20 protein-coding genes and 1 pseudogene are annotated in these 23,383 nt (G+C 65.1%); 8 read left to right on the top strand and 13 right to left on the bottom strand.

What is annotated here, in order from left to right; all coding sequences use genetic code 11:
* The 4 genes and pseudogenes from A6A40_RS30815 to aqpZ form a co-directional block, all read left to right on the top strand.
* Positions 1-595, top strand: a pseudogene (locus tag A6A40_RS30815) (hypothetical protein); the annotation flags it as partial.
* A complete protein-coding gene (locus A6A40_RS24425) occupies positions 592-2,145 on the top strand; it encodes a beta strand repeat-containing protein (protein ID WP_108548470.1) in 1,554 nt (517 codons plus the stop codon). The pseudogene A6A40_RS30815 and the gene A6A40_RS24425, both read left to right, overlap by 4 nt.
* Before the next feature lie 276 nt (positions 2,146-2,421).
* Positions 2,422-3,453 carry a tyrosine-type recombinase/integrase gene (locus tag A6A40_RS24420; protein ID WP_108548469.1) on the top strand — a complete coding sequence of 344 codons (1,032 nt, stop codon included), beginning with the start codon at positions 2,422-2,424 and terminating at the stop codon, positions 3,451-3,453.
* 359 nt (positions 3,454-3,812) lie between these two features.
* The gene (aqpZ, locus tag A6A40_RS24415; RefSeq protein ID WP_335645201.1) at positions 3,813-4,550 is read left to right on the top strand and encodes an aquaporin Z; all 738 of its coding nucleotides are present in this window, start codon (positions 3,813-3,815) and stop codon (positions 4,548-4,550) included.
* Positions 4,551-5,129: 579 nt separating this feature from the next.
* On the opposite strand, the gene A6A40_RS24410 is transcribed toward aqpZ, so the two are convergent.
* The 7 genes from A6A40_RS24410 to A6A40_RS24385 form a co-directional block, all read right to left on the bottom strand.
* Complete coding sequence (locus A6A40_RS24410; protein WP_158279371.1) at positions 5,130-7,538, bottom strand: Crp/Fnr family transcriptional regulator; 2,409 nt, start codon at positions 7,536-7,538, stop codon at positions 5,130-5,132.
* A gap of 300 nt (positions 7,539-7,838) precedes the next feature.
* Complete coding sequence (locus A6A40_RS24405; protein WP_108548466.1) at positions 7,839-9,122, bottom strand: AAA family ATPase; 1,284 nt, start codon at positions 9,120-9,122, stop codon at positions 7,839-7,841.
* A 142-nt stretch (positions 9,123-9,264) separates the two neighbouring features.
* Positions 9,265-10,284 (bottom strand): ThiF family adenylyltransferase, encoded by a 1,020-nt coding sequence (locus A6A40_RS24400; protein WP_158279370.1) that lies wholly within the window; start codon positions 10,282-10,284, stop codon positions 9,265-9,267.
* A gap of 13 nt (positions 10,285-10,297) precedes the next feature.
* Positions 10,298-11,236: a Mov34/MPN/PAD-1 family protein gene (locus A6A40_RS24395; protein WP_158279369.1), complete on the bottom strand. Its 939-nt coding sequence runs from the start codon at positions 11,234-11,236 to the stop codon at positions 10,298-10,300.
* 78 nt (positions 11,237-11,314) lie between these two features.
* Entirely contained in the window at positions 11,315-11,608 is a 294-nt protein-coding gene (locus A6A40_RS24390; RefSeq protein ID WP_108548463.1) for a hypothetical protein, read from the bottom strand.
* A gap of 82 nt (positions 11,609-11,690) precedes the next feature.
* The gene (locus A6A40_RS32145) at positions 11,691-11,825 is read right to left on the bottom strand and encodes a hypothetical protein (RefSeq protein WP_257792304.1); all 135 of its coding nucleotides are present in this window, start codon (positions 11,823-11,825) and stop codon (positions 11,691-11,693) included.
* A 72-nt stretch (positions 11,826-11,897) separates the two neighbouring features.
* The gene (locus A6A40_RS24385) at positions 11,898-12,365 is read right to left on the bottom strand and encodes an nSTAND1 domain-containing NTPase (protein WP_108548462.1); all 468 of its coding nucleotides are present in this window, start codon (positions 12,363-12,365) and stop codon (positions 11,898-11,900) included.
* Here A6A40_RS24385 and A6A40_RS24380 point away from each other — a divergent pair.
* Positions 12,364-12,645, top strand: a complete 282-nt coding sequence (locus A6A40_RS24380; RefSeq protein WP_108548461.1) for a hypothetical protein — start codon at positions 12,364-12,366, stop codon at positions 12,643-12,645. The genes A6A40_RS24385 and A6A40_RS24380 overlap by 2 nt on opposite strands.
* A gap of 379 nt (positions 12,646-13,024) precedes the next feature.
* Here A6A40_RS24380 and A6A40_RS24375 read toward each other — a convergent pair whose 3' ends face one another.
* The 4 genes from A6A40_RS24375 to A6A40_RS24360 all read right to left on the bottom strand — a co-directional run bounded on the left by A6A40_RS24375 (position 13,025) and on the right by A6A40_RS24360 (position 15,825).
* A complete protein-coding gene (locus A6A40_RS24375; RefSeq protein WP_108548460.1) occupies positions 13,025-14,374 on the bottom strand; it encodes a DUF4407 domain-containing protein in 1,350 nt (449 codons plus the stop codon).
* Positions 14,375-14,508: 134 nt separating this feature from the next.
* Complete coding sequence (locus A6A40_RS24370) at positions 14,509-14,880, bottom strand: hypothetical protein (protein ID WP_108548459.1); 372 nt, start codon at positions 14,878-14,880, stop codon at positions 14,509-14,511.
* Between the two features lie 46 nt (positions 14,881-14,926).
* Positions 14,927-15,499 (bottom strand): hypothetical protein, encoded by a 573-nt coding sequence (locus tag A6A40_RS24365; RefSeq protein ID WP_146191646.1) that lies wholly within the window; start codon positions 15,497-15,499, stop codon positions 14,927-14,929.
* A 17-nt stretch (positions 15,500-15,516) separates the two neighbouring features.
* Positions 15,517-15,825 (bottom strand): hypothetical protein, encoded by a 309-nt coding sequence (locus A6A40_RS24360; protein ID WP_108548457.1) that lies wholly within the window; start codon positions 15,823-15,825, stop codon positions 15,517-15,519.
* Positions 15,826-16,020: 195 nt separating this feature from the next.
* On the opposite strand from A6A40_RS24360, the gene A6A40_RS24355 reads away from it, so the two are divergent.
* The 3 genes from A6A40_RS24355 (at position 16,021) to A6A40_RS24345 (ending at position 21,199) form a co-directional block, all read left to right on the top strand.
* On the top strand, positions 16,021-16,668 hold the full coding sequence (locus tag A6A40_RS24355; protein ID WP_146191645.1) for a Crp/Fnr family transcriptional regulator: 648 nt from the start codon (positions 16,021-16,023) through the stop codon (positions 16,666-16,668).
* 11 nt (positions 16,669-16,679) lie between these two features.
* On the top strand, positions 16,680-17,738 hold the full coding sequence (locus A6A40_RS24350; RefSeq protein WP_146191644.1) for a hypothetical protein: 1,059 nt from the start codon (positions 16,680-16,682) through the stop codon (positions 17,736-17,738).
* Positions 17,739-17,893: 155 nt separating this feature from the next.
* A complete protein-coding gene (locus A6A40_RS24345; RefSeq protein WP_158279368.1) occupies positions 17,894-21,199 on the top strand; it encodes an ATP-binding protein in 3,306 nt (1,101 codons plus the stop codon).
* 293 nt (positions 21,200-21,492) lie between these two features.
* On the opposite strand, the gene A6A40_RS24340 is transcribed toward A6A40_RS24345, so the two are convergent.
* Both A6A40_RS24340 and A6A40_RS24335 read right to left on the bottom strand, forming a co-directional pair.
* Positions 21,493-22,773: a TRAP transporter large permease subunit gene (locus A6A40_RS24340; RefSeq protein ID WP_108548453.1), complete on the bottom strand. Its 1,281-nt coding sequence runs from the start codon at positions 22,771-22,773 to the stop codon at positions 21,493-21,495.
* Between the two features lie 43 nt (positions 22,774-22,816).
* Entirely contained in the window at positions 22,817-23,371 is a 555-nt protein-coding gene (locus A6A40_RS24335; RefSeq protein WP_108548452.1) for a TRAP transporter small permease, read from the bottom strand.
* Between the last annotated feature and the right edge of the window lie 12 nt (positions 23,372-23,383).

The raw sequence follows: 23,383 nt of genomic DNA, 5'->3' as shown, positions 1-23,383 counted from the left end.
GGCCCTGGTTTCGGCGATCGACATCCTGATCGGCGGGACCGGCACCGACGTTGTCACGCTGGGTACGGCCGGCAACACGGTGCTGGTGCGCGGCATCGAGACGCTGGCGGGCCTGACCGGCACCGACGTCGTCACGCTGGGCAACACCTTCAACTCGCTGCTCGTCAGCGGGATCGAGACGCTGACCGGCGGTACGGCGACCGACATCGTCAATCTCGGCACGGCCGGCAACACCATGGTGGTGTCGGGCATCGAGACGCTGATCGGCAACGGCTCGGGCACCGACATCATCACGATCGGCACCGCCGGCGGTACGCTGCTGGCGCTCGGCATCGAGACGGTGATCGGCGGCACGGGGCTGGAGATCATCTTCACCGGCACGGCGGGCAGCGCCCTGACCGTCTCGGGTGCGGACTTCGTGATCGGTAACACCGGCACCGACGTCCTGACCCTGGGTTCGGCCGGCAACACCACCACGATCCGCGGCATCGAGACGCTGATCGGCAACGGCTCGGGCACCGACATCATCACGATCGGCACCGCCGGCGGTACGCTGCTGGCGCTCGGCATCGAGACGCCGGCAGCGACGCGGTGACCATCGGCGACACCGGCACCACCATGCTGGTTTCGGCGCTGGAGGTCCTGGTCGGCGGCTCGGGCACCGACGTGCTGAGCATCAGCACCTCGGGCACCACCCTGCTGACCCGTGCGATCGAGACGCTGATCGGTTCGACCGGCACCGACGTGATCACGCTGGGCGACACCGCCAATGCGCTCACCGTCACCGGCATCGACACCCTGACCGGCGGTGCCGGCACCGACATCGTCTTCACCGGCACCGCCGGCGTGACGATGACGGCCTCTGGCATCGAGTTCCTGGTCGGCGGCACGGGCACCGACGTCGTCACCCTGGGGGCGGGCGGGTCCACCGCCACCGTCCGCGGCATCGAGACCCTGTCGGGCGGGACGGACAACGATCTGGTGATCCTGGGCGACACCGGTGTCACCATGCGGGCGGAAAGCGGGATCGAGATCATCGTCGGCAGTGCGGCCACGGATATGGTCAGCTTCGGCGACGGCGGCTCGACGGTGCTGCTGCGCGGCATCGAGACGCTGACCGGTGGCACCGGCACCGACGTGATCACGCTCGGCGACACGCCGAACACGATCACGGCGTCGGGCATCGACACCCTGACCGGCGGTGCCGGCACCGACATCGTCTTCACCGGCCCTGCCGGCGCGACGATGCTGGCGTCTGGCGTCGAGTTCCTGGTCGGCGGCACCGGTTCGGACGTCGTGACGCTGGGCGCGTCGGGCAACACCGTCATCACCCGCGGCATCGACACCATGATCGGTGGTGCGGGCAGCGACCTGCTCCTGCTGGGTGACACCGGCGTGACCATGCGGGCCGAGAGCGGCATCGAGATCATCGTCGGCGGTGCGGCCACGGATGTGGTCACGCTGGGCGACGGCGGCTCGACGGTCCTGCTGCGCGGCATCGAGACGCTGGTCGGCGGTGCTGGCAACGACGTGATCACCACCGGCAACACCGGCGTGACCATGTCGGTCTCGGGCATCGAGACGCTGATCGGCGGCCTCGGCACCGATGCGATCACGGTGACCAGCGGGTCGATCCGCTTCCAGGGTGGTACTGGCGACAGCATCAGCCTGGCGTCGGGCAGCGGCACCGATACGGTGGTGTACTCGTCCTTCAGCGACCTCGCTGCTCTGGGCGCGAACACCGGCTTCATCTCGGTGTCGAACTTCCAGTCGGGCACCGACAAGGTGCAGCTGACGGATGCGGCCCGGACGACGGCGGACCGGAACGGCGACGCTTCGCTGAGCCAGGCGACCGCGGCGACCAACGGGGTGAGCATGACCAACGAACTGGTCAGCCTGTCCTCGGCGGTCAGCGGCAGCCTGTCGGATGCCAACCTCGCCAACTTCCGCAACGCCCTGGGTACGCTGACGAACTCGTCGGCTGGTGCGAGCACCCTGGTTCTGGCCAACAACGGCACTGCCACGGGTCTCTACCAGGTGGTCGACACCAACGGCGACGGCCAGGTGGCCGCCACCGAGGTGCGCCTGCTCGGCGTGTACAACGGCAGCACGCCGCTCTCGCTCTCCGACATCAACCTCGGTTGATCCGGCGGTCGAGCCTGGGCATCGCGGTAAAAGGAAAGGGGCGCCCGCAAGGGCGCCCCTTTCCTTTCGGGTGAGCTGGTCCCCGTTTGCCGGACGGCCGGGCAAGCGTCAGAGGCTGGGGAATGCCCTTCAGGTGGGATAGGAACGGCGACGGGCTCAGTGTCCAGTTTGCGTGACTTTTGCCCGGTCGACCATATTGCTGCCGAGCCAAGTATTTGAATATCAACGCTTTACAAGTTAAGCTCATTGAGAAAACCGACAGGATGCCAGCCTGCCATGGTCTCGGACGCCGTCCCCGCTCCCGCCCTCTCCCAGGATCAGGCGCTTGATCACCTGTCCGAGCTGGCCGACAAGGCCCGCGCCTATGCCCGCAACGCCAAGGCCGAGAACACGCAACGGGCCTACGCCGCCGACTGGCGCCACTACAGCGCCTGGTGCCTGCGCCGCGGCGTCTCACCGCTGCCGCCCAACCCGCAGGCGATCGGCCTCTACCTTGCCGATCTCGCTTCCGAGAAGCCAACGGCGGGCCGCCGCTCGCGTTCTGCGGCGACGGTCGAGCGCCGCCTGTCCGGCTTGGTCTGGAGCTTCCTCCAGCGGGGCCATCCCCTTGACCGCGGCGATCGGCACATCAAGGAGGTGCTGGCCGGCATCCGCCGCAGCCATGGCCGCCCGCCCATCCAGAAGGAGGCTCTGCTCGCCGCCGACCTGCTGCGCATGCTCGGCTGCCTGAGCGGCGATCTCCGTGGCGTGCGCGACCGCGCCATCCTGCTGCTCGGCTTCGCCGGCGGGCTGCGGCGCAGCGAGATCGTCGGTCTCGACCATGGGGCGGGGGAGACCGCCGATGGCCGCGGCTGGGTCGAGGTGCTGGAGGGCGGGCTGATCCTGCACATCCACGGCAAGACCGGCTGGCGCGAGGTCGAGGTCGGGCCGGGCAGCACGCCGCTGAGTTGCCCGGTGGCGGCGCTGAAAAGCTGGATGGAGTTGGGCCGCATTGCCCATGGGCCGCTGTTCCGCCGCATCGCCCGCAACGGGAAGCAGACCTTGGCCGACCGGCTGTCCGACAAGCATGTCGCCCGCCTGGTGCAGGCGACCGCCCTGGCCGCCGGCATTCGGGGCGACCTGCCGGAAGGCGAGCGCCGCCACCGCTTCGCCGGCCACTCCCTGCGGGCCGGACTGGCCACCGCCGCCGAGGCGGAGGAGCGCTTCGTCCAGCGTCATCTCGGCCACGCCTCGGCCGAAATGACCCGGCGCTACCAGCGCCGCCGTGACCGTTTCCGCATCAATCTGACCCAGGCGGCCGGTTTGTGAGGCCGCTTCGCTCTCGATGGGCGATCCCATCGACACCGAAGGTCTCCGGAGCAAGGGCCCCCAAGATCGTCGGCAGGCAGATCCGGCCCCGTCAGCATCTCGGGTGGTGTCGCCGGCGATCTCCAGCTCTTTCCGCCACAGGCGCCGTCCTGTCAACCGGCGCAGCACACGCGACACGTCGTCAACGGCGCAGGGCTTGTGCAGCAGATCGAAGTCGTGCCGCCCCTCCTGTTCTTCTGGCGCATCCCCCTGTCCTAACGCGCGAACTCCCCCCTTGCCGGGGTGGGTTTATGCTCGTCGTCGTCCCGGCGATGGCCGGGCTTCGTCAACCGTGACAGCAGTGGGAGGTTGGCATGGGTATGATAAGGCGCAGCTCGGCTGAGTTTCTCGGGACGTTCTGGCTGGTCTTCGGCGGCTGCGGCAGTGCCGTGCTGGCCGCCGCCTTTCCGCAGGTCGGGATCGGGCTGCTCGGCGTATCGCTCGCCTTCGGGCTCACCGTCCTGACCATGGCCTATTCCATCGGCCACATCTCCGGCTGCCACCTGAACCCGGCGGTGACGGTCGGGCTGTGGGCCGGCGGGCGGTTTCCGGCCAAGGACATCCTGCCCTATGTGTTGGCCCAGCTGGTCGGGGCCTTCGCGGCGGCCCTGACCCTCTATGTCATCGCCACCGGAAAGGCCGACTACAGCCTGGCCGTCAACGGGCTCGCCGCCAACGGGTACGAGGCGCATTCGCCCGGCCAGTACAGCATCACCTCGGCCCTGGCGATCGAGCTGGTGCTGACCTTCTTCTTCGTGCTGGTGATCCTGGGCTCCACCGACCGGCGGGCGCCGGCCGGCTTCGCGCCGCTGGCCATCGGCATGGCGCTCACCCTCATCCACCTGATCGGCATCCCGGTCACCAACACGTCGGTGAACCCGGCGCGCAGCACCGGCCCGGCGCTGGTGGTCGGCGGATGGGCGCTGCAGCAGCTCTGGCTGTTCTGGATCGCCCCGCTGGCCGGCGGACTGGCGGGCGGGCTGGCCTACCGCGCGCTTGCCGAGGATATGCCGACGAAGCCCGCCATCACCGGCGAGGCGAAAAGCTCCTCCACCTGATCCCCACCTGAACCGGGGCGATGGGGCCGGTCCGCAGGAACCGGCCTCGGATGCCGCCTGCCCCCGATCCCCGCCGATGTCGCAACGCCGCCAGCCCGTCAACTGTTATCCAGGCAGGACAAACGGCGCAGAAGGCGTATCCATGCGGCAGTTCGACCCCGATTCCAACCCGATGACCGAAGCCGACTACGGCATCGTGCTGGGCCTGTTCATCGGCATCTATCTCGGTCTCCTGGTGGTATCGGCGCTGCCATAGCGCTCCGCGCGGCCCCGTCAAAGGCTGGCAGGTTGCATGCCCGGAGCGAGGGGGAAAACGGGGGCGACGGGCCGGCAACGCACTCAATATTACTTTGATGAAATCATGTTATATTTTCATGTATTATTGTGCTGACTCCCGCCCCGGCCCAAAGCCCCGCAGCCGGCGACGGCCGCNTCATCATCAATGACCGCTGGTATGAGACCAAAGCCCCAGCGGGTCCTCGACCGCGACACCGGACATGGCAGCATCCCAAAGCCTGCTGAACAGGCGGGAGGCCGATCCATCGCACCTGCAGTGCCGACATCCGTCGCGCGCTCCTCTCATCGCTGCGGGTCGTCTTCGCCCTCGCCGCCAAGCCGATACATGGGAACGGGTCGCCCCTCCCCCCTGACCGGTACGCATCCGATATGAAAACTCTGCCAGCGTCTGCCGCCGACAAGAGCGCTTTCGATCATGAATGCTTCGGTCGCAGCGACGCTTCCGGCGGGTGTCATCGGCCGACTTCGGACCAGTTCGCTGTTCCCGATGATCTCATCGTGCGGACGGTCGAGTGCATCGGATGCAAGGTCCAGCAAAAGCCGGTACGATCCGTTCCCGCTCTCGAACGCCGGCACAAGCACCCGCCGCAGCGCGACCATCGCCTCGAACGCATCCGTCACATTGGCGAAGAGCCAGATCCGACCGCCCTGGGCGGTGGCGGCAGAGGCCAATCCCGTGACGATGCCGAGCAAAGTCGCCGATCCATCCGCATCCGGTCCAGCCTCGGACGGAAGGCCTCCGGAGGGCTGCACCGTTTCGAGCAGCAAAAGCGCCGGAATCGGCACCGGGGCAAGCGGCGTATGGTCCGGCACCGGCTGCTGCCAAGGGCAGGAGACGATACGGCTGTCCTGTCCCAAAGCCTGCCATTGCGACATTACGAGAGCGGTTCGTCCCCGTTCGACCGACCCCTGGCTTACGGCGGCAAGCTGATGGACCGGCGCCACCATTTCGCGGGCACGATGCAGCGCCAGCCCCATGGCAACCCGGTCGGTCCAGCTATTGGCGAGCTCTGGCGGCAAACGGCGCCACGGCAGAACAATGATCCGCTGTGCGCCATCCAGACAATGGTGGAAGCGGGTGATCCAGGATGCGCCGCCAGGCTCTATCGACCGCTTGATGAACTCCTGGACCTCGCAAGGCAGCACGACGGTCAGTTCGACCTGCCGATCCAGCATCGCTTCGGCAAAGAGGATTTCGCTGCTCCCGGCGAGCGAACCGAAGGCCCAACGCACGTTCAGCAATTCCAGGTGCTGCCCGATCTCCTGCGCAACGGTTGCCACTTCCCCTGGCGGATCCGGAAAGACCGGATGACCGCTGAAGTGAAGGACGCTCCCCTGGACAGCCTTGTCCAACACAGGGGCGATGTCGATGCCCAGAACCTCGCCGATCATTCGGATCTGTCGACGGCACGTCGAAACAGGCCCTGGGGTGGCGTCGGGCGCGGTCACCGCCCGTGCATAGCCGTCGGCAGCCTGTTTAAGCTGACCGAGAATCAGATGGGCTTCGGCACGGCTTGCCCGATCGAAAAACAAGTGACATGCGGGCGGTGTCGTTTCGAGAACCCATCGCGCCCACCTCTCGGCGGCGGAACGGTCCCCGCCGAGAAGAAACATGGTGGCCGCATTGATCGCCGGATAGTGATTGCCTCCGCCCTTGGCAATCGCCTCGTAAAGACGGGCGGATTCGAGAGCGAACCGTTGCCGCTGCTCCGGGTCGGTCGTGGCAAGGCAGCGATCCTTGAGAATGCGTGGTTCGAGAGCGGCGATGTCCATGTCTGGATGACGGTGGTCCAGACCATGGCTGCGCAGTCTTTTCAAAGCCTCCGCAAAGGCTCCCGATCGTGCCGTCGCCAGGACCACGCGATGCTGAAACGCCAGCCGATGGCGTGAACCGACCCGCTCCAGGGCCGCTTGGGCCAATTGGTGGGCAACGACATTGCGGCCACTGGCCAGCTCGGCGTCGATTTCGCAAAGCAGCGGCTCCGGCTCCCAACTCTGCCGCTGTCCCGACTGCAAGGCGGCGATCGCCGCAAGACGGCGGGAATCGGCGATCGTCAACCGGCCCCTGTGCTGAAGATGGACAATGCCCAGCCCGGTCCAAAGCTGGAGGGCGGCCATCACGCTGCGACGATCCGCCCCCACCATTGCCCCAAGACGCTCTTGGGTGAGTTTGCGGGACGGATGGATCAAAGCCGTTCCCTGCGGCGTTCCATAGCGCTTGGCTTGCTCCATCAGCGACGCTGCCAAGCGTATCTCGACCAACCCGACGAAGGCGGTTTTCTTCAGCGCGGCGAGCATGCGTCCTTGCCGCTTTGCCACGAGGGTCAGAAGCGCGGACACGAGTCCGGTGTCGTCGCTCGCCAGGATGGCGCGCACCGCCCGTCCCTTGATCTTGACGAACACCGTATCGGTCAGGGCGACAGCGTCCGACTGGCGCGGTTGCAGAGGGACATTGCCGATGACCTCCAGCTCGCCGAAGACCTCGCCAGGGCCGGCCCAGTCAAAATCGAGGCGCTTTTCAGCGTCTCGCCTTTCCCCGTCAGGCGCTGCAATTCCCAAGGCGACGACACCCCGAATGATGATGTAGAGCCAATCCTCCCTCTCGGACTTGTCCTCATCGCCACAGTCGCCCTCCCTGTAGATCGGCTCCCCCTCGTCGCGGCGTTCCATGACGGCGGCGGCATCCAGCATCTTGATCGCCGACGTCTCCATCCCCGCGAAGAGGGGGCAGGAGCAGATAACTGTTTCCTGCTCCTTCCGCCCCAATCTCTTCCAAGCGGGCTCTGCTTTCCGATCGGCCAATTTTCCAGCTCCATCGCGAAATTATGCCGGATGCCGGAAAGGTCTGCGCATCAGTGACACCGATCGAGAACCGGCGCCGCCAGGATAGGGTCAAGATTTCGCATCCGCAACCGTGACGCTATAATAGGATCGAGACTTCGTGCCTTAGGAATGCCGGGAGTGCCGGCCACCCCATAGCCCAGCCAGGGGTCATGCCGGCGATTCGGGCTCCACGATCGGGTTTCCGTTGCGGACAGCCACCGCAACCGCTCTGTTCCCGCGTTTCTGGGCGGCAGCGAAAGCCAGCCCAAGCAACCGATCGACCAGATACTCGTCCGGCCGCGCGCCGAAGACGTTGTCCTGCGCCTCGGCCAGAACCAGAGCAATCGCTTCCGGTTCGATCCGAACGACATCCAGGTCGTACTCGCTCCCCAAGTCCCGAATGGAAAGCGCGATCACCGCGGCTCGAACATCTTCCCCGATGGCCTGGAACGGCAGGAAGCGGGTAATCCGGCCGATCAGCTCCGACGGCAACTGTCCGGACCGCAGCCGATTGCGGCAGATCCCGTCAATGGCCTGCGGATCGCCGGCGCCATTCTGACGGCGCAGATCCTCAAGAATCCCGGCAGCCCCGAGATTGCTGGTGAAACAGAAGATGGCCTGTCGGCAGTCGATCTCCCAGTCGCCATCATGGGATGCCGGGGTCGAAAGCCGGCCGGCATCCATCGCGTTCATGAGCGTCTTGAAGATGGACGGATGGGCCTTTTCGATCTCGTCGAACAAGACGACGGTGCGCGGATTCCGGCGGAGCGCATCGGTCAACTGCGCCCCGTCGCCATGTCCGACATAGCCCTGCGGCGAGCCGAGCAGTTGGCTGATCCGATAACTCTCCTGATACTCGCACATATCGATCCGCAACCACCCATAGTCGCTTCCGCATTGGCGGGAAAGGGCGTCGGCGAGACAGCGGGCAGACAGGGTCTTGCCGACGCCGGTGGGGCCGACCATGAACAGCGACAGGGGGCGCCGGGGCTGGATCTTCGCGACGTGCCGCGCAACCTCGTCGGCCATCGCGGCGACGGCATCGTCCTGGCCGCGGACCCGATCGCGTATCTCGTCGTACAGGGTGGCCGCATCGACCGCGGCGCGGGGACGCCGGAGGCGCTTGATCTCGTCGAGATCGACCGCCATGTCCGTCCGGGAGTTCGGCGGAACCGATGCCGCCCGCGGCGCTTGTTCCTGCACCGGCCGACCGTGCGCTTCGGCCCAGGCCTGCGCCCGTCTGCGCGCATCGGCGATGTTGTCCGGTTTTGCCGCGGCCCCGAAGGCGAGAAAGGGCGGATGGCTGCCTGCCCGCTCCAGCCCGTAAGCGGCGGGTTCCTGCATCATGGCCGCGTGAAAAGGAGCCTCTTCGAGATAAATGCGGATCCGCCCGTTCGTTTCGGGATCGTGGACGTAGCGGAACCGGCAGCTTGCAAAGTCTTCCGTCGACATGATCGAAACCTGTCCGTTGGTCGGGAGCCATACCCGAGCGGGATTGCCGGCGCGGGTGCGAGCGGGATCGCTGGGAGGAGTGGAGCCTTGAAGCCAGGTCTCCGGGATCTGGTCGCTGACGGCCCGATCCCGCCGATCCTGCCTAGAAAAGCGCCGCCTCCACCTCGCGCGTGTAGTCGGTGGCCCGCCATCCGCGCAGGCGGGCGATGGAACCGGACGTGCGCCCGCAGTCGGGACAATCGGGCTTCGGCGTTTCCTGCTGGAAGATCGTGTTGAACGTCACGACGTCCCGCCCGCTGACGCCAGCGAAGATATCCTCGTCACCAAGCCGGTAGGTCGGATCCAGCTGCGTCTGGATGAAATTGCGCTTTTCCGCAAGCAGACGGCGATAGAGCGCCCCGTGCGGGTTGTCCGGCACATCCTTGTGGATCGCGCCGATCACGAGATGGCTGAGAATGGCGTCGATGAAGGTTGCCGCCATCGGCAAGCCGACCGAACGGCCCGCCCCCGTCTTGACGACGCCGGCGACATGGTCGGCCAAATGATGGCTGTCCCAATGTGCGTACCGCTCCGCCACGATGCAGCGGTAGCATGGGAGCTTCCGGCCGTTCTCCTGGCCGTTCTCGTAGAAGACGATCTCGCCGGCCATTCCCCGGCGATAGATGCCGACCCAGAAGACCGGCACGTCGAAAGCGAGAGCGATGCGGCTGCCGCGGGCCTGCACGGGATGGAAATCACTGGCCATGATGAAGATCACCTGCCGCCCTTCCCGGCGCTCCTCCGAGATGAGCGTGCTCAGCTCATCGTCGCTCACGGCCAGAAAATCGCCGTGGGTGATGACCTTCAACGCGGGAATGGCGGGATTGTCCTTCTCGAACTCGCATTCCTCCAATCGACGCTTGAGTGCCTGGGTTTTCGGCAGGCCGATGTCCTGGTGGCGGAAGTTCTGGACAGCCAAATTCTTGGCTTCGACCCAATCGAGGTCGAAGAGATGCAGGCGCTTCACGCCGAGGCGGACGAAAGACTCGATCATTCCTCCAGAGGCGCCCGTTCCGATCACCACCAGCGTCGTCCCGAGCAGCAGCTCGAATTCGACGTTGCCGCTGACGCGGCTGTAGCGTTCGTTAAGCTCGCCGAGCACGGCAGGGTCGATGACATGCATGATCGTGTCCCCCTTATTCGAGAATTTCCAGATCGACGGACCGGACCTTGACCTCGCCGTTGCCATGTGGATGACACGTCACGATAAACGGCAGCAGTTCGAAGCGGCCGGTATCGGGAATTGTCATGACCAGGGGCATCAGGTAGGCGCGCAGTTGCGGGTTGTGCGGAGAGGTCAAATTCGACCAGGCCGCCCGCTCGTCCTGCCCTGACAGACGGCGGAAGCCGGGTGGATGGCTGTGCACGATGCCGCAGAACTGGTTCTCGCGTCCGATCAGCGCCCGGTTCAGGAAATCGGTGTTGGGATTGTAGGCGGCGCCGGTGGTCGCAGCCGAGGCGTCGTAGACGTAGTCCGTAATCGTATAGTCGCCGGTGGCGCTCAACAGCATTCCGCCCTGTTCCGCGGGATGCCGGCCGATGGTGTTCCTGATCGCCTCGTAGACGTGCCGATGCATCCGCATCGACGAAATCAACTCGGACGCAGGCGGGATCTTGGGTGCACGCTGGCGCTTTTCCTCCCAGGGATCGAAGGGGCGATGCGACGGCCGGGACTCTGGCGGCCGGGCCTTCGCCCCCTGCCAAACGGGCTGCCGCGACGCCGGCCGGGCGGTCTTCTTCAGGGAACCGGAACCGCTCCACCCGCTGGTCTCGACATTGTGGCGGGGCTGTTCGGCCTCGTCGCGAACCACAGGATCGGCGACCGTCCCGGCGGAATGCTCGAAGCCATCCCCATCCACCGGGGCGGTCTCGACCGGTCGCTCTGCGGCGCTGGGCGACTCTTCCGAAGGAACGGCAGACGGTGCCGTTGCCCCGGCGCGCCGATAGGCGTCGATGGCTTTGTTCTGGGGGGAGCCGTACGGCACGGCCTTGGTAGCCTGGAGATCCGTGTTCGGCTCTGTCTTCGCATCGCGCTGAAGACGGATCTGGTCGGTGTCAGACGAAAAGTCGTGCATCGCTCGAAGCCCCTTTTGCTTGGTGATGCCGATGCGAGACGCCTGCAGCGTCTCGCACCCGGCTGACCGCATGTTCGTCTAACGGCTGATTTGATCGCTGATCGACACACCCGTGCGGATGTAGACGTCGGTCTTGTCCGCCCAGCCCCGAGCCAAGCGCTGCGCATTGGCAAGGGTGGAGGGCTTGTATTCGTCCTTGAAGCAGATGTAAGGCGGGGAACCATTCTCACCCGACCAGCGATGAATGATGCTGACGGACGTGTCACGATTGCCGTAGCTGGGCTGCTGCTCGACATAGACCTTGATCTTGCCAGGTGCCTTGTTGTCCTGGACATAGCGGAAGGTATATCCCTTATATTGTTCGACAGACATTTTCCGGGTTCCTTCAAGGTTCGTGAGTGAATAGACCGGAGAACTGTGCTTCTATTCTCCTGAGTGCCGATTCCAGTATTGGCTATTCGGTCTCGACGCCATGGTACGGATCGGCCTCGACGCCGTGGTACGGATCGGCCTCGACGCCGTGGTACGGATCGGCCTCGACGCCGTGGTACGGATCGGCCTCGACGCGCCCTTGGAAGAGGAAGTCCATCGTTTTCTCCTTTGTAGCGGCTGCTGACAAAGGAACTATGAGGGAGCTGAAATCGGGCAGATGTCGTCCGATTCACCCTTTTTGAGCGATGGCCGGCCGAATTCGGCTTTCACCGCCAAGCCGACACTCGGCCATCGCCGGGTTGGAGAGCCCCGCCTTCCGGAACTCGGCAAAACCGTCCCTGACCGCCTCCACCCAAGTTTGAGCGTCGTTGACCTTGGCAGCACGATAACGGCGATGACGCTCCAGGCTGGCCTCGATGGTGCCGAGGAACATCGCGGCATGGGCCGCATTTGTCAGAACCCAGAGCTCGGACGGCGCCTGCCCAGGTCGAAACAGGACGTGACGCCAGCTTTCCACCCCGGCCGCCACGCCGGGGGCGGTCAGATTCGGCAACACCCCGGCCTTGGTCAGCGACGACTTGCCCGAACCCGAGGCGCCGGTAGTCAACGGAAAGGCGCATCCCGCGTCGGCGGCACGGACCAGCGCCTCGGTGACTTCGCGCTCCACCAGCCCGCGGCCGAAAGAAAATGGCGGCATGGCGCGGTTCGAACCCCTCCAGTCCGCGAAACGGCGAACCGTCACGCCAAGTGATGGCGCGCGGTCCCGCCGATACGGCCGGTTCCGGCAGCCAGCGGCGCAACAGGGCGCGCAGCTGCTCCTCCAGTACCGCCTCGAAGCCATCGAGCGTGTCGAAGCTGTTGAATGCCAGCTTGAACGCGCCATCCACGGCGCAATGCCGCTCCCAGAACGTCTGAAGGGTCTGCCACTGCGCGCGCTCTTCGAACTGCTCCCCCCGTGGGAGAAGCGCACTCGATGATATCCTGGAAGTGTCCGGAGGCGAGCATCGGCTCGTATTCCCACAGCACCGCCGACAGATCGAAGAACCGTGCAAACTCCCGCTTTAGATCGGATCGCATAAAATCGGAATCGATTTGAATCGCAAAGCCGATCATCAAACGAAAAGCTATGGCGCCGTGCGTTTCATAGTAAACGCACGGCGCCATAGCCAACGGATCACCAGCGCGGCACGACGCCGCTCCTCCACCACGTCAGCGGGCGATGAAATGAAAAATGCCCCTCCAGGTGACCGGCGGCAGGATCGTCTCCAGCGCATTCCCCCTTCAATCCGTTCGGTGGCCGGGACGGCATCGCCGCACCCGGAGAGGCCGGGGGAACCCGGCCTGCTCGGGCATCGATCAGGTAGCGGTCGATCGCCGGGTCCGTGGCTCGTCCAGCCGTTCGAACGAGCGGCGCAAGGCATCGGTAAAGCCTGCCATCGACTGGGCCTGCATCGACGGGTTGTCGTTGGCCATACGGCGCGCCCGGCGTCCGGCATCGGCATGGTGCTTGAGGAAGCCCTCGAATGTGAATACCGGCATCAGCGCCTTGGCATGGTGAATTTCGTTTTCCAGGGCCGCGGCCTGGACCTCGCCCGTCGCCCGCGCTTGGCTCTGCGCACGCGCGATGAGCTTGATCCACTCGATCTGCGCCTGCGCAGTGGCCGCGCCCTGCGCCAGGATGGCCTGGACTTCGAGCGACACCGGATTGTTGAGGGTCATCGTCTTCAGAAGCAGCGGCAGCATTTCGAAGACCAGCAGGAACAGGAAGAGCGCCCGCGCGCCTGACGCCACCTCCGGATGGGCGGCCTTCGCACGGGCAAAGGCGACGTCGCGATTCGAGCTGTCGACGCTCGACGCCGCAACCTGCTCCGCCTGGCTGGCGACCTCCGCGTCGAACGACTGGCGGGCCTTGTCCAGATTGGCGCGGGCCTTGGAAAGCGCCGCGACGTTGTCGGCCTCGAGCTTGCGCAGGTTGCCGAAGTGCCGATCCTGCAGCGCGTCGGCGTTGGCGCGCAGCGTTTTGCAGGCGCGCTGCTGCGCCTGGAGGGCATCCTGGAGCTTCGTGCGCTGGTCCGGCCGGATCGGCACCTGCTTGAGCCGGGCATCGATCTGCCGGACCTGGGCGTCGCAAGGCCCAATCTTGGCGAGGATCGCCTGCAGGTCGGGCGGTGCTGTGCGCAAGCGTTGCTCGAACGCGAGACCTTGAGTCTGAAGCTGGGTCACCTCGGATTCAAGGGCGGCAATCCCATGCGCTGCCCGAAGCTGCTCACGCTGGTTGAGGCGCTTCTCGTTGGCGATCTCCCGCGCGGCATCCTGAATCGGCGCGCTGTAGTACCACAGGACGATCTGCTCGGCGAACTGGCCGGAAACGATCAGGGCGACCCCCAAACGGAACGCCACCAGAAGCGTCTTGATGAACCAGCCGCGGCCACCCAGCGAGTTGCTGGCGACAATGAGGGCGCGGTCGATGACGCCGATCAGGAACCCCCACAGCAACCCGGCGCCGATCGCCGCACACCAGCGCCCGAACGGACTCATGCCGGGCGGAAGACTGATGTAGGTGAAAAGCCCCATGGCGAAGGAGGCGATGCCCATGGAAACCAGCAGCAACCCTGCCGGCGCCAACGCCACGCTGTTGCTCTCCGCCTCATGGTTGTCCAGACGTTCGCGGCTGTAGCCGAGCAGCGTACAGAAGAAAGTCATCATGGTGCATCCCCGGAAATCATACCGGTGGACGTGCGGCCAGATCGGTCGAGCGGTCGCACGCCGCAACGGTGGCGGTGCCCGAATGGGCGGGGAGATTGCCTATGGCATTCGCATCAAGACAGCGCTCGAACCCGTCAGTCCCTGGTATCCTGGCGGCGCGGGTACAGGAGGCTATCGACGATCCCGTGGGCCTCCTCGATGTGGGAGAAGGCCACCTGCTGCAAAGCCTCCGCCAACATCAGATTGCGGGCCTCCATCCGGGCCGTGAAATCATCGGCGATCGCCCCGTTGAGGCTCCGGATCTCCGGCGGATTGCTCTCCCCGTTCGACGGAAACCGGGCAGCCACGTCGCGGTTGAAGGCGGCAGCCAGGGCGAGGTGGGTCGCGGTGGCTCGCGCCGAGGCGCGGGCGATGGCATTGCGCGCCAGTTCGACCGGGGTCGGAAGCGTCGGCGGAACCTCCGCCAGGACGGGCACGGCTTCGGTCTGTTCTTCGGATTCGGTCATGGTCTCCGCTCCTTCTCTACGGTTGAATCGATGGATGCCGGCGGCGTCAGTGCTTCCGGTTGATGTTCAGGATGTGATCGGTCGTACGGTTCATGTGCGCCGACATCGCGTCCATGGACCGTTCGACATTCGCGCTAATCCGTTCGGTGTCCCGTTCGTAGAGATCGGCGATGTAGGCGCGGGCGTTGTCCGCCTCCCCCGCCATCAGCATCCCCTTGCCGGCAACGGCGTCGACCATCCGCAGGCTTTCCGCCCGTTGCTCGAACTGGCTGCGGACAGCCTCGACATGCACCGCACGGACCTGCTGGATACCCTGGGCAAAGGAGGCGGTCTGTTCGGTCGCAAGCGCCGCCATTCCGCTCACCGCCCGCGTTGCGAGCGCGCCCTTCATCATCGTGACCTGCTGCTGCAATCCCAGCATGGCGATGTCGCCGGCCGCCTTGGCGGTATCGACGGCGATCTGGGTCTGGACCTCCTCCTTCGCCGCCCGTTCGGCTCTGCCGACCCGCAGGTTTCCCATGAACCCGATGCCCTTGCCGATTCCAGCGGGCGTTTTGAGATCGAGGTTCTCCGGCGTCATCTGATACGGACTGACCGTGTTGCCGGGTTTCTTGAACATGACGATCACCTCCATGGCTAAAAGTTGTTGAACATCGACAGGGGCCGGGTCTCCACGGCGACCGTCCGGCCAACCACCAGCCGCACGACGACCGCTTCCGTGAAACTTACATTGAAGAGAAGCTCTTCGATCTCGATCCCGAGCCACCGGCTGGTCTGAACGATCCGGGGCTCATGGCCGATCTTGGCGACGACCTCGGCGCGGCTGTCTCCGGTGGCGATGCGCTGGGCGACCTCGACGGCTCCGGCACGCGCGGCGACCGGGGCGAATGCACAGGTCAATGCGAGGACAAGGCCAACGACAGGCAGGGCCGAAGCGATCTTCATGGCAAGCCTCCTCCAATCCGTCTGGGGTGAGGCGAGCCTCCCATACGGCCGGAGACGGCGAGGCGAATCGATTCACAGAAATGATATGTTTTTGCGGGTTGTCCGACCGGATCCCGNCATCTGGGGGCGGAGTTCGGAAAACCTGCTTAGATCGATTTCACGAAACACGACGCAGCATCGGGCAGATGCCGAAACATGCGTACAAGAACGGATGACAAGCACTTGCAGTCTGCGCAACCGCCCACCGCGGCCTCGTTGCAATCCGCTACCGCCACACGCGATCACTGCCGCCAAACGATCCGCACCTGTGCGCTTTTCGACGGAATGACCGCGGAAGCGATCGAAGACCTTACGGCAGCCGCAAGCACCCGCCTCTGCGACGGGAGCGAAGCGGTCTGCGGCAGCGAAGACCTGGACGACACGCTCTGTCTGATCGCCAGCGGAATCGTTGCGGTCGGGCTGACTGCACCGGACCAGGACAAGCGCATCGTCTTCGACTGGGCGGGACCGGGCGAGGTGGTCGGCGAGTTCGAGCTCCCTGGAAACGGTGAGAAACCGCAGCGCGTCACCGACATGTTTGCCCTGACGACACTGTCGGCCGTCACGATTCCGGGGTCGGCGATCCGGGCCACCCTGGAGCGGCAGGGCCATCCATTGGCCTCGAAGCTGGCGACGCTGACCGCCGGGCGGCGGCGGCGCATGGCCGCCGTCCTGACGGACGTGGCGTTCATCGGACTGGTCGAAACCCGTCTCGCCCGCTGCCTGCCGGACCTGGGACGCCGGTTCGGGCGGCCGACGCCAACCCGGACGCGATCGCCGGCAGCCGCCGACAGATCCGGATGATCGGCCGGGCCATGGGAATCGAAACCGCCACCGTCCTGGCCAACGCGGCCCAGGGAACGGTCATTCACTTCACCGGCCATCTCGTCATGCCGGATTCCGCTTCGGAGGACGTCGCCGCCACGGCACGGGCCATCGAGCGGCAGCTGGCCCGCATTCCCATCCGGTGGGGCCATGGCTCGCTTGCCTGCGGCAGCGATCTCCTGGTTGCCGAAACGCTGCTTCGGCAGGGCGCCGAACTGACCGTCGTGCTGCCCTGTGCGCCCGAAGACTTCGTCGACCGTTCCGTAAAGCAGGGAGGACGGACCTGGATCGCCCGTTTCCAGCGGTGCCTCGACGGGGCGCATCGGGTGATTACCATGCCATGGGACAAGGTGGACCGCCCTCTTTCCTTTGCCTGGGCGGATCGGATCGCCATAGGATCGGCACTGCGACAGGCGCGCGAACTGGAGGCGCCGGCAACCCAATTCGCCGTCTGGAACGAAACGACCCCTGCGGAAGGCGGCGGAACCGCCCTGGCGGTTGCCGAATGGAAAAGGCTGGGACAGACAAGCACCTCCATTCCCTGCCGGTGGCATCAGGCGCAGGGCGTCGCCACGCCCCTGGCGGCTCAACCGATTCCGGCGGTCATGATCGGAACGGACGATCCGGAGTCCGCTTCGATGCCAGCGGACGACGCTTGGGTAAAGGCTCGGCTCCCGTTGGCCTCGATTGCCATCGCGCCGGCGGAACGGGCCTGGCTTTTCGACAGCGCGAGTACGGCGATGAAGGCCGCCGCCCTGCTGCAACGGCAGAGGATCCGAGCCGGCAGACGCACCCCGCTTCTGCTGGACCTCGCGTCCAGCACGCTCGACCAACCCTACGACCGGATCCTGCGGGAGAGCTGGGCGGTCGCGAACCGGCCGGTCACGCCGGAAGGGACGATCGCCGCAACCGACTCCTTCCTGGCCGAGTCCCTTGTCGCGACGGGGCGGCATTGGCGGAACACGCCCATCGGATATGCCCCGACACGAGGTCCAGCGCCGCCCACCCCCCTGTATCTCCTTGATCTCTCGGAGGATTGGGAGGGCTAGGCCAGAAAACTGTCGTGGCGCTTCACAGATCCTTCGCCCGAGAAATCCGATCTCGTTGACAGGCAGATCTCTGCGGAATCACAATCTTGCGGATTGTCTTATGGAAGCGCATGGGTTTCAGGTTGCATTAAAGATCTGCGGAAATGGGGGAGCGAGTGGCAGCGGACGATACCTTGCGCGTCTTCATCTCGTCCCCCTCGGATGTCCGTCCCGAGCGGCTCGTGGCACAACGAATCGTACAGCGGCTCGACCGGGAGTTTGCCCATCATTTCCGCCTCGAAGCCGTTCTCTGGGAAAACGAGCCGCTGTTTGCAACCCATCATTTCCAGGATCGGGAGAACATCCCGGAACCGCACGAAACCGACATCGTCATCGTCATCCTGTGGTCGCAGTTGGGCGTTCCGCTGCCGACCGACCGCTTCATCGGAAAGGTGTCCGGCAAAGTGCCGGTCACCGGCACGGAATGGGAATTCGAGGACGCGCTGTTTGCCTACCGCCAGGTCCGGCGGCCCAGTCTGCTGCTCTACAGGAAGACGGCGGAGGTTAATGCGAATCTCAACGACCGCGCCCGCCTGAAGGAGAAGCTGATCCAGCAGGACATGCTGGAAGAGTTTTTCCTGCGTTGGATCCGCCAGGGGCCCGAAGCGGAGTTTACCGCCGCCATCCACACGGTCGCCGACACGGTCGAGTTCGAGGAGCGGCTGGAAACCCATCTGCGGGGCCTTTTGCGGCGGCGGCTGGAATCTGCTGGCGGCCAATCGCTTCCGGCCACGATCCGCTGGCATCGCGGCAGCCCCTTCCTTGGATTGAGCGCTTTTGAGGCCGAGCACGCCCCCGTCTTCTTCGGTCGCGCCAGAGCGCGCAACGAACTGCGCGAGCGGTTGATCCGCCAGCAGGAGCGCGGCCACAGGTTCCTGCTGGTCACCGGCGCATCCGGCACGGGAAAATCCTCGCTCATCAATGCGGGTCTGCTGCCGGATCTGAAGCTGCCGGGAATGGCCGGCAACGTCGCCTTGTGCCGTACGGTGACGGTACGGCCGTCGATGCTGACGGACGGCGACCCGGTCGTTGCCCTGGCCACCGCACTCATGACAGGGGAGGGACTTCCCGAGCTGCGGTCGCAACACTGGCACCCGCAACTGCTGGCCGCCGCTCTGACCGCCGACAACGCCGACAAATGCTGTTTGGCCATCGAGCAGGGAATGGCCGCCGCCTCCGATGCAGCCGGATTGACCGGGTCGGCGGAAGCGCGGCTCGTTCTGGTGATCGACCAGTTCGAGGAACTGTTCACGCTGAACAGCCTGACCGATGCGGGGCGGCGAGCCCTTGCCCAAGCCCTGACCGCTCTCGTCCAATCGAAATCGATCTGGGTGATCGCGGTGATGCGGTCCGATTTCGTTGATCGGCTGGATGGCGTCCCGGAACTGGCCGCCCTGGCCGACGGCGACTCACGCTATTCGCTACGTCCGCCGGATGCATTGGAGATCGGGCAAATCATCCGCCAACCCGCAAGGGAGGCCGATCTGCGTTACGAGGTCGATCAGCGGGGCATCGGGCTCGACGACGTCCTGTGCGAGACTGCCGGACGCAACCCGGCCGCCTTGCCGCTGCTGGAGTTCATGCTCGATCAGCTCTGGCATCGCCGCACGAAGCAGGGTGTCCTGACCTACGAAGCCTATCACGAGATCGGCGGGTTGGAAGGAGCAATCGGCCGCCATGCGGACACGGTCGTGGGAACGCTTCCCGACGCCGCACGGAGCGCCCTGCCCAACCTTCTGCGTGCGCTTGTCACGGTCAGGGCGGATGCGGCTGGAACGGTCACCTCCCATCCGGCCCCCCTGTCGCGTTTCCCGGAAGGCTCCCCCTACCGCGCGCTGATCGACGCGCTCACGGCACCCGAGGCCCGCCTGCTCGAAGTCGAAGATGCGGGCGACGGGTTGCAGATCCGGTTGGTGCATGAAGCGTTGCTGACCCACTGGCCGCTCGCCCGCGACCGAATGGACAGGGACCGCCAAGACCTTCAGGTCCGCGCCCGCCTGGAATCGGCAGAACGGCTCTGGCGAGCCGCCGGTGTGCGCGATCGCGACAGCCGGCTCTTGAAACCCGGCCTGCCCTTGAGCGAGGCAGAAGATCTTCTCGCCCGAAGGCGGGACGATCTGACGCAAGGGACCGTCGATTTCGTTGCCGCATCGCTGGCTGCGGGACGGAAAAGCGAACGCAACAAGGCTTTGGCCGTCGTCTGCTTCGCAGCCCTTGCCTTCGTCGCTACGGTCCTGGCTGCGGTCAGCTACGAGAAGTACCTAGAGGCCACCGCCGCGGAAGAGCGGGCCCAGGCAAGTCTGACGCTGGTGTCAGACGTCGCCGACATGTCGGTGGTCGAACTGGGCGAGCGCCTGCGAATGCTGACCACCATGCCGGTTGAAGCAAGGACGCACATCGAGAAGCTATCGCAGGAGATGCTGAATCGGCTGACCGCCAGCGGCGACAGGTCGGATCGGGTAACCCTGTTGCAGGGCAGGCTGCTGAACAGCATGGCCCAGACCCTCGTCACCGTCGGCAAGCTGGACATTGCGGAGGAAAAGGCCAAGGGCGCTCTTGCATCCCTCAAACCCCTTCTGGAGCAGCCCGACCCGCCGCCCTCCGCTTTCCTGGCCATGGCGATCAGCAACGACTTACTGGGCGATGCCATGCGAGCACGCGGGGATAAGGTTGGAGCGCTTGTGCATTATGAAGCCTCCTCTGCGTTGCGCGAGCGGCTGTTTGCCATCGACCAAAGCGATCAAAAGGCATCCGTAGCGCTTTCGATGTCCTACATCCGGAACGGAAACATCTACAGCGACCGGCAGCAATGGGACCATGCGGAGGCTGCGTTCTCCCGTGCGCTGACGTTGCGCAAGGCGCTTCTTGAAAGATATCCAGACGACATCGAAGTTGCCTCCGGCCTTTCCCTCGCCTTCAACAAGGTTGGAAACATACTTTTCAAGAAAAATATGGTCCAGGAATCGATAGATCACTTCAAAAAATCGCTGGAGGTCTCGGAATCATATGCCAGCCGCCAGCCCAACCAACTCAGATTGTGGAACGATCTGGCACATTCCCATGAGAACCTTGGGAACTCCTATCTGACAGAGTCGGACCCGCATCAGGCAAAAAGCCATTTCGAAGATTGCCAGGATCTGCGCTCCAAAATGGTGGAGAAAGACCAGAAAAATATTATCGCCAAACATGATCTTGCAGTTTGCCTGGCCGGACTTGCCAAAGCAAATTGGATTTTGGAAAGAAAAGAAGAGGCGATCAAACAAATCGGTGTCGCCAAGACGTTAATGGAGCTGTCTGTCAATACATCGCCAAACAATATGAAATGGCATCAAGAGAATAATTCTATAAATAACATGATGGAAAATATTTTTATCATACAGCCAGACAGTTACAATTCCCCGTCGGACTTGTCGAAGCCATAACGCACTCATGCCAACACTACTGACGAAGGGGCGTGCCAGGCACCGCCCCCTTTTTGGAACGGATGTTCCCATGCCGCACGCAGGCGGGCTCCGGGCGCACCGGGTCCATGCCCGGCACCACTTCACAACGATTCGTCACTGGCCAAAATCCATCGCTTTCACGGCCTTGGGCCTTTTCATCGACACTCCTCCCGCCCAAGCCCAGGACCATCCTCCACCCGCCTGCCGTCGATCACCGTCACCGGCTCACCGGCTCGGCGCCGGCTGAACCGGAGCGGTGTTCAATCCTCTCCTCAGCCTGCGAACCAGCGGGCCGGAACCATGACCAGCGACGGGAACAGAACCAGGAGGGCGAGCACCGCCAGCTGCGCGATCAGGAAGGGCCAGACCCCGCGCATCAGGCTGCCCATATTGAGCTTCGCGACGCCGGCCACGACGTTCAGCACGGTGCCGACCGGCGGAGTGATCAACCCGATCGCGTTGTTGATGATGAACAGCACGCCGAAATAGACGGGGTCGATGCCGGCCTGCTTGATGACCGGCATCAGCACGGGCGTCAGGATCAGGATGGTCGGCGCCATGTCCATCGCCGTTCCCACGATGACCACCAGCACCATGATGGCCGCCATCAGCAGCTTCGGGTCGTCCATGAAGGGCGCCAGCATGTCGCCGACCTGGGCCGGCAGGTTGGCGATGGTGATCATCCAGGCCGACACCATGGCCGCAGCGACCAGGAACATCACCACCGCGGTGGTCGTGGCGGCCGAGGCGAACAGGTCGAACAGTTGGGACGGCTTGAGTTCCCGGTAGACCGCCAGGGCGACGAACAGCGCATAGACCGCCGCCACCACCGCCGCTTCGGTCGGGGTGAAGATGCCGAATTTCAGGCCGAAGATGATGATGGCCGGCAGGATCAGCGCCCAGACGCCGTCCTTGACCGCCGCTGCGATCTCCGCCTTCGAGGCGCGCGGCGGCGGGACCAGATCCTCCTGGCGGACCACCAGCCACCAGGCGACGACCAGCGCCAGCCCGAGCATCAGGCCCGGCACGATCCCGGCCAGGAACAGCTTGGTGATCGACACGTTGGCCACCACGCCGAACAGGATGAAGCCGATGCTGGGCGGGATGATGGGAGCGATGATGCCGCCGGCGGCGATCAGTCCGCAGGAGCGCGCCTTGTCGTGGCCGGCCCGGACCATCATCGGCACCAGCAGGGCCGACAGCGCGGCGGCGTCGGCCACCGCCGACCCGGACAGGCTGGCGAGGATGCAGGAGGCGAGGATGGCGACATAGCCCAGCCCGCCGCGGACATGGCCGACCAGGGCCATCGCCACGGCGACGATGCGCCGCGACAGCCCGCCGGCATTCATCACCTCGCCCGCCAGCATGAAGAAGGGAACGGCGATCAGGGGGTAGCTGTCGGCCCCGTTGATGACGTTCTGCGCAACGATCTGGGCGTCGAACAGATCGAGATGGACCATCAGCGCGACGCCGCACAGCAGCAGCGCGAAGGCGATCGGCGTGCCGATGGCCATGGCCCCCAACAGCGAGCCGAGGAAGATGGTGACGGTCATCGGATACTCCTTCACACGGGGACCGGGCGCCCGGTCCGGAATGTCAGGCCGGGCGGCCGCGCGTGGTGTGCGTGTCGCGCGTGGCGTCGGTCTCCTCCTCGGACTCCGTCACCATGATCAGTTCGCTGTCGGCGACCCGGCCGCTCAGCGCGCGGACCAGGTTGACCACCAGGATCACCAGCGCCAGAACGCCGAACATGACGCCGGAGCCGTAGAAGACCCCCATCGACAGCCCGGTGGCCGGCGCGGCCACCGACAGGTTGATGATGGTCTGGTCCCAGCTGCCGCTCAGCAGCAGCCAGGTCGCGTAGATCATCAGCAGATGGCTGGCGCAGAAGCAGACCAGACGTCCCATCCGCGGCAGGACGGCGACCAGGCTGTCCATGCCGAGATGGCCGTGCCGGTGCAGGGCCACGACCGCGCCCATGAAGGTCATCCAGACGAACAGAAGCCGCGAGAGCTCCTCCGAGACGGTGATGCCGCTGTTGAAGGCGTAGCGCAGCACGACATTGCCGAAGACCAGCACCAGCATGCCGGCGAGGCAGGCCACCATGGCGACCTTCAGAACGAAGACATACCCGTCGATGAAACGGCCCATGCGGTCCTCCCT

The organism is Azospirillum humicireducens, from assembly GCF_001639105.2.
GTDB classification, from domain to species: domain Bacteria; phylum Pseudomonadota; class Alphaproteobacteria; order Azospirillales; family Azospirillaceae; genus Azospirillum; species Azospirillum humicireducens.
This window is presented reverse-complemented; position numbering and strand designations above follow the sequence as displayed.

Coding starts and splice junctions, on each gene's coding strand:
- A6A40_RS24365 (WP_146191646.1), bottom strand. CDS start 15,499: ATGTTCAAGAAACCCGGCAACACGGTCAGTCCGTATCAGATGACGCCG.
- A6A40_RS24410 (WP_158279371.1), bottom strand. CDS start 7,538: ATGCTGGATGCCGCCGCCGTCATGGAACGCCGCGACGAGGGGGAGCCG.
- A6A40_RS24335 (WP_108548452.1), bottom strand. CDS start 23,371: ATGGGCCGTTTCATCGACGGGTATGTCTTCGTTCTGAAGGTCGCCATG.
- A6A40_RS32145 (WP_257792304.1), bottom strand. CDS start 11,825: ATGGACTTCCTCTTCCAAGGGCGCGTCGAGGCCGATCCGTACCACGGC.
- A6A40_RS24375 (WP_108548460.1), bottom strand. CDS start 14,374: ATGATGACTTTCTTCTGTACGCTGCTCGGCTACAGCCGCGAACGTCTG.
- A6A40_RS24385 (WP_108548462.1), bottom strand. CDS start 12,365: ATGCCGCCATTTTCTTTCGGCCGCGGGCTGGTGGAGCGCGAAGTCACC.
- aqpZ (WP_335645201.1), top strand. CDS start 3,813: ATGATAAGGCGCAGCTCGGCTGAGTTTCTCGGGACGTTCTGGCTGGTC.
- A6A40_RS24380 (WP_108548461.1), top strand. CDS start 12,364: ATGGCGCGGTTCGAACCCCTCCAGTCCGCGAAACGGCGAACCGTCACG.
- A6A40_RS24355 (WP_146191645.1), top strand. CDS start 16,021: ATGCGTACAAGAACGGATGACAAGCACTTGCAGTCTGCGCAACCGCCC.
- A6A40_RS24390 (WP_108548463.1), bottom strand. CDS start 11,608: ATGTCTGTCGAACAATATAAGGGATATACCTTCCGCTATGTCCAGGAC.
- A6A40_RS24340 (WP_108548453.1), bottom strand. CDS start 22,773: ATGACCGTCACCATCTTCCTCGGCTCGCTGTTGGGGGCCATGGCCATC.
- A6A40_RS24350 (WP_146191644.1), top strand. CDS start 16,680: ATGGGAATCGAAACCGCCACCGTCCTGGCCAACGCGGCCCAGGGAACG.
- A6A40_RS24400 (WP_158279370.1), bottom strand. CDS start 10,284: ATGCATGTCATCGACCCTGCCGTGCTCGGCGAGCTTAACGAACGCTAC.
- A6A40_RS24370 (WP_108548459.1), bottom strand. CDS start 14,880: ATGACCGAATCCGAAGAACAGACCGAAGCCGTGCCCGTCCTGGCGGAG.
- A6A40_RS24420 (WP_108548469.1), top strand. CDS start 2,422: ATGGTCTCGGACGCCGTCCCCGCTCCCGCCCTCTCCCAGGATCAGGCG.
- A6A40_RS24405 (WP_108548466.1), bottom strand. CDS start 9,122: ATGTCGACGGAAGACTTTGCAAGCTGCCGGTTCCGCTACGTCCACGAT.
- A6A40_RS24360 (WP_108548457.1), bottom strand. CDS start 15,825: ATGAAGATCGCTTCGGCCCTGCCTGTCGTTGGCCTTGTCCTCGCATTG.
- A6A40_RS24395 (WP_158279369.1), bottom strand. CDS start 11,236: ATGCACGACTTTTCGTCTGACACCGACCAGATCCGTCTTCAGCGCGAT.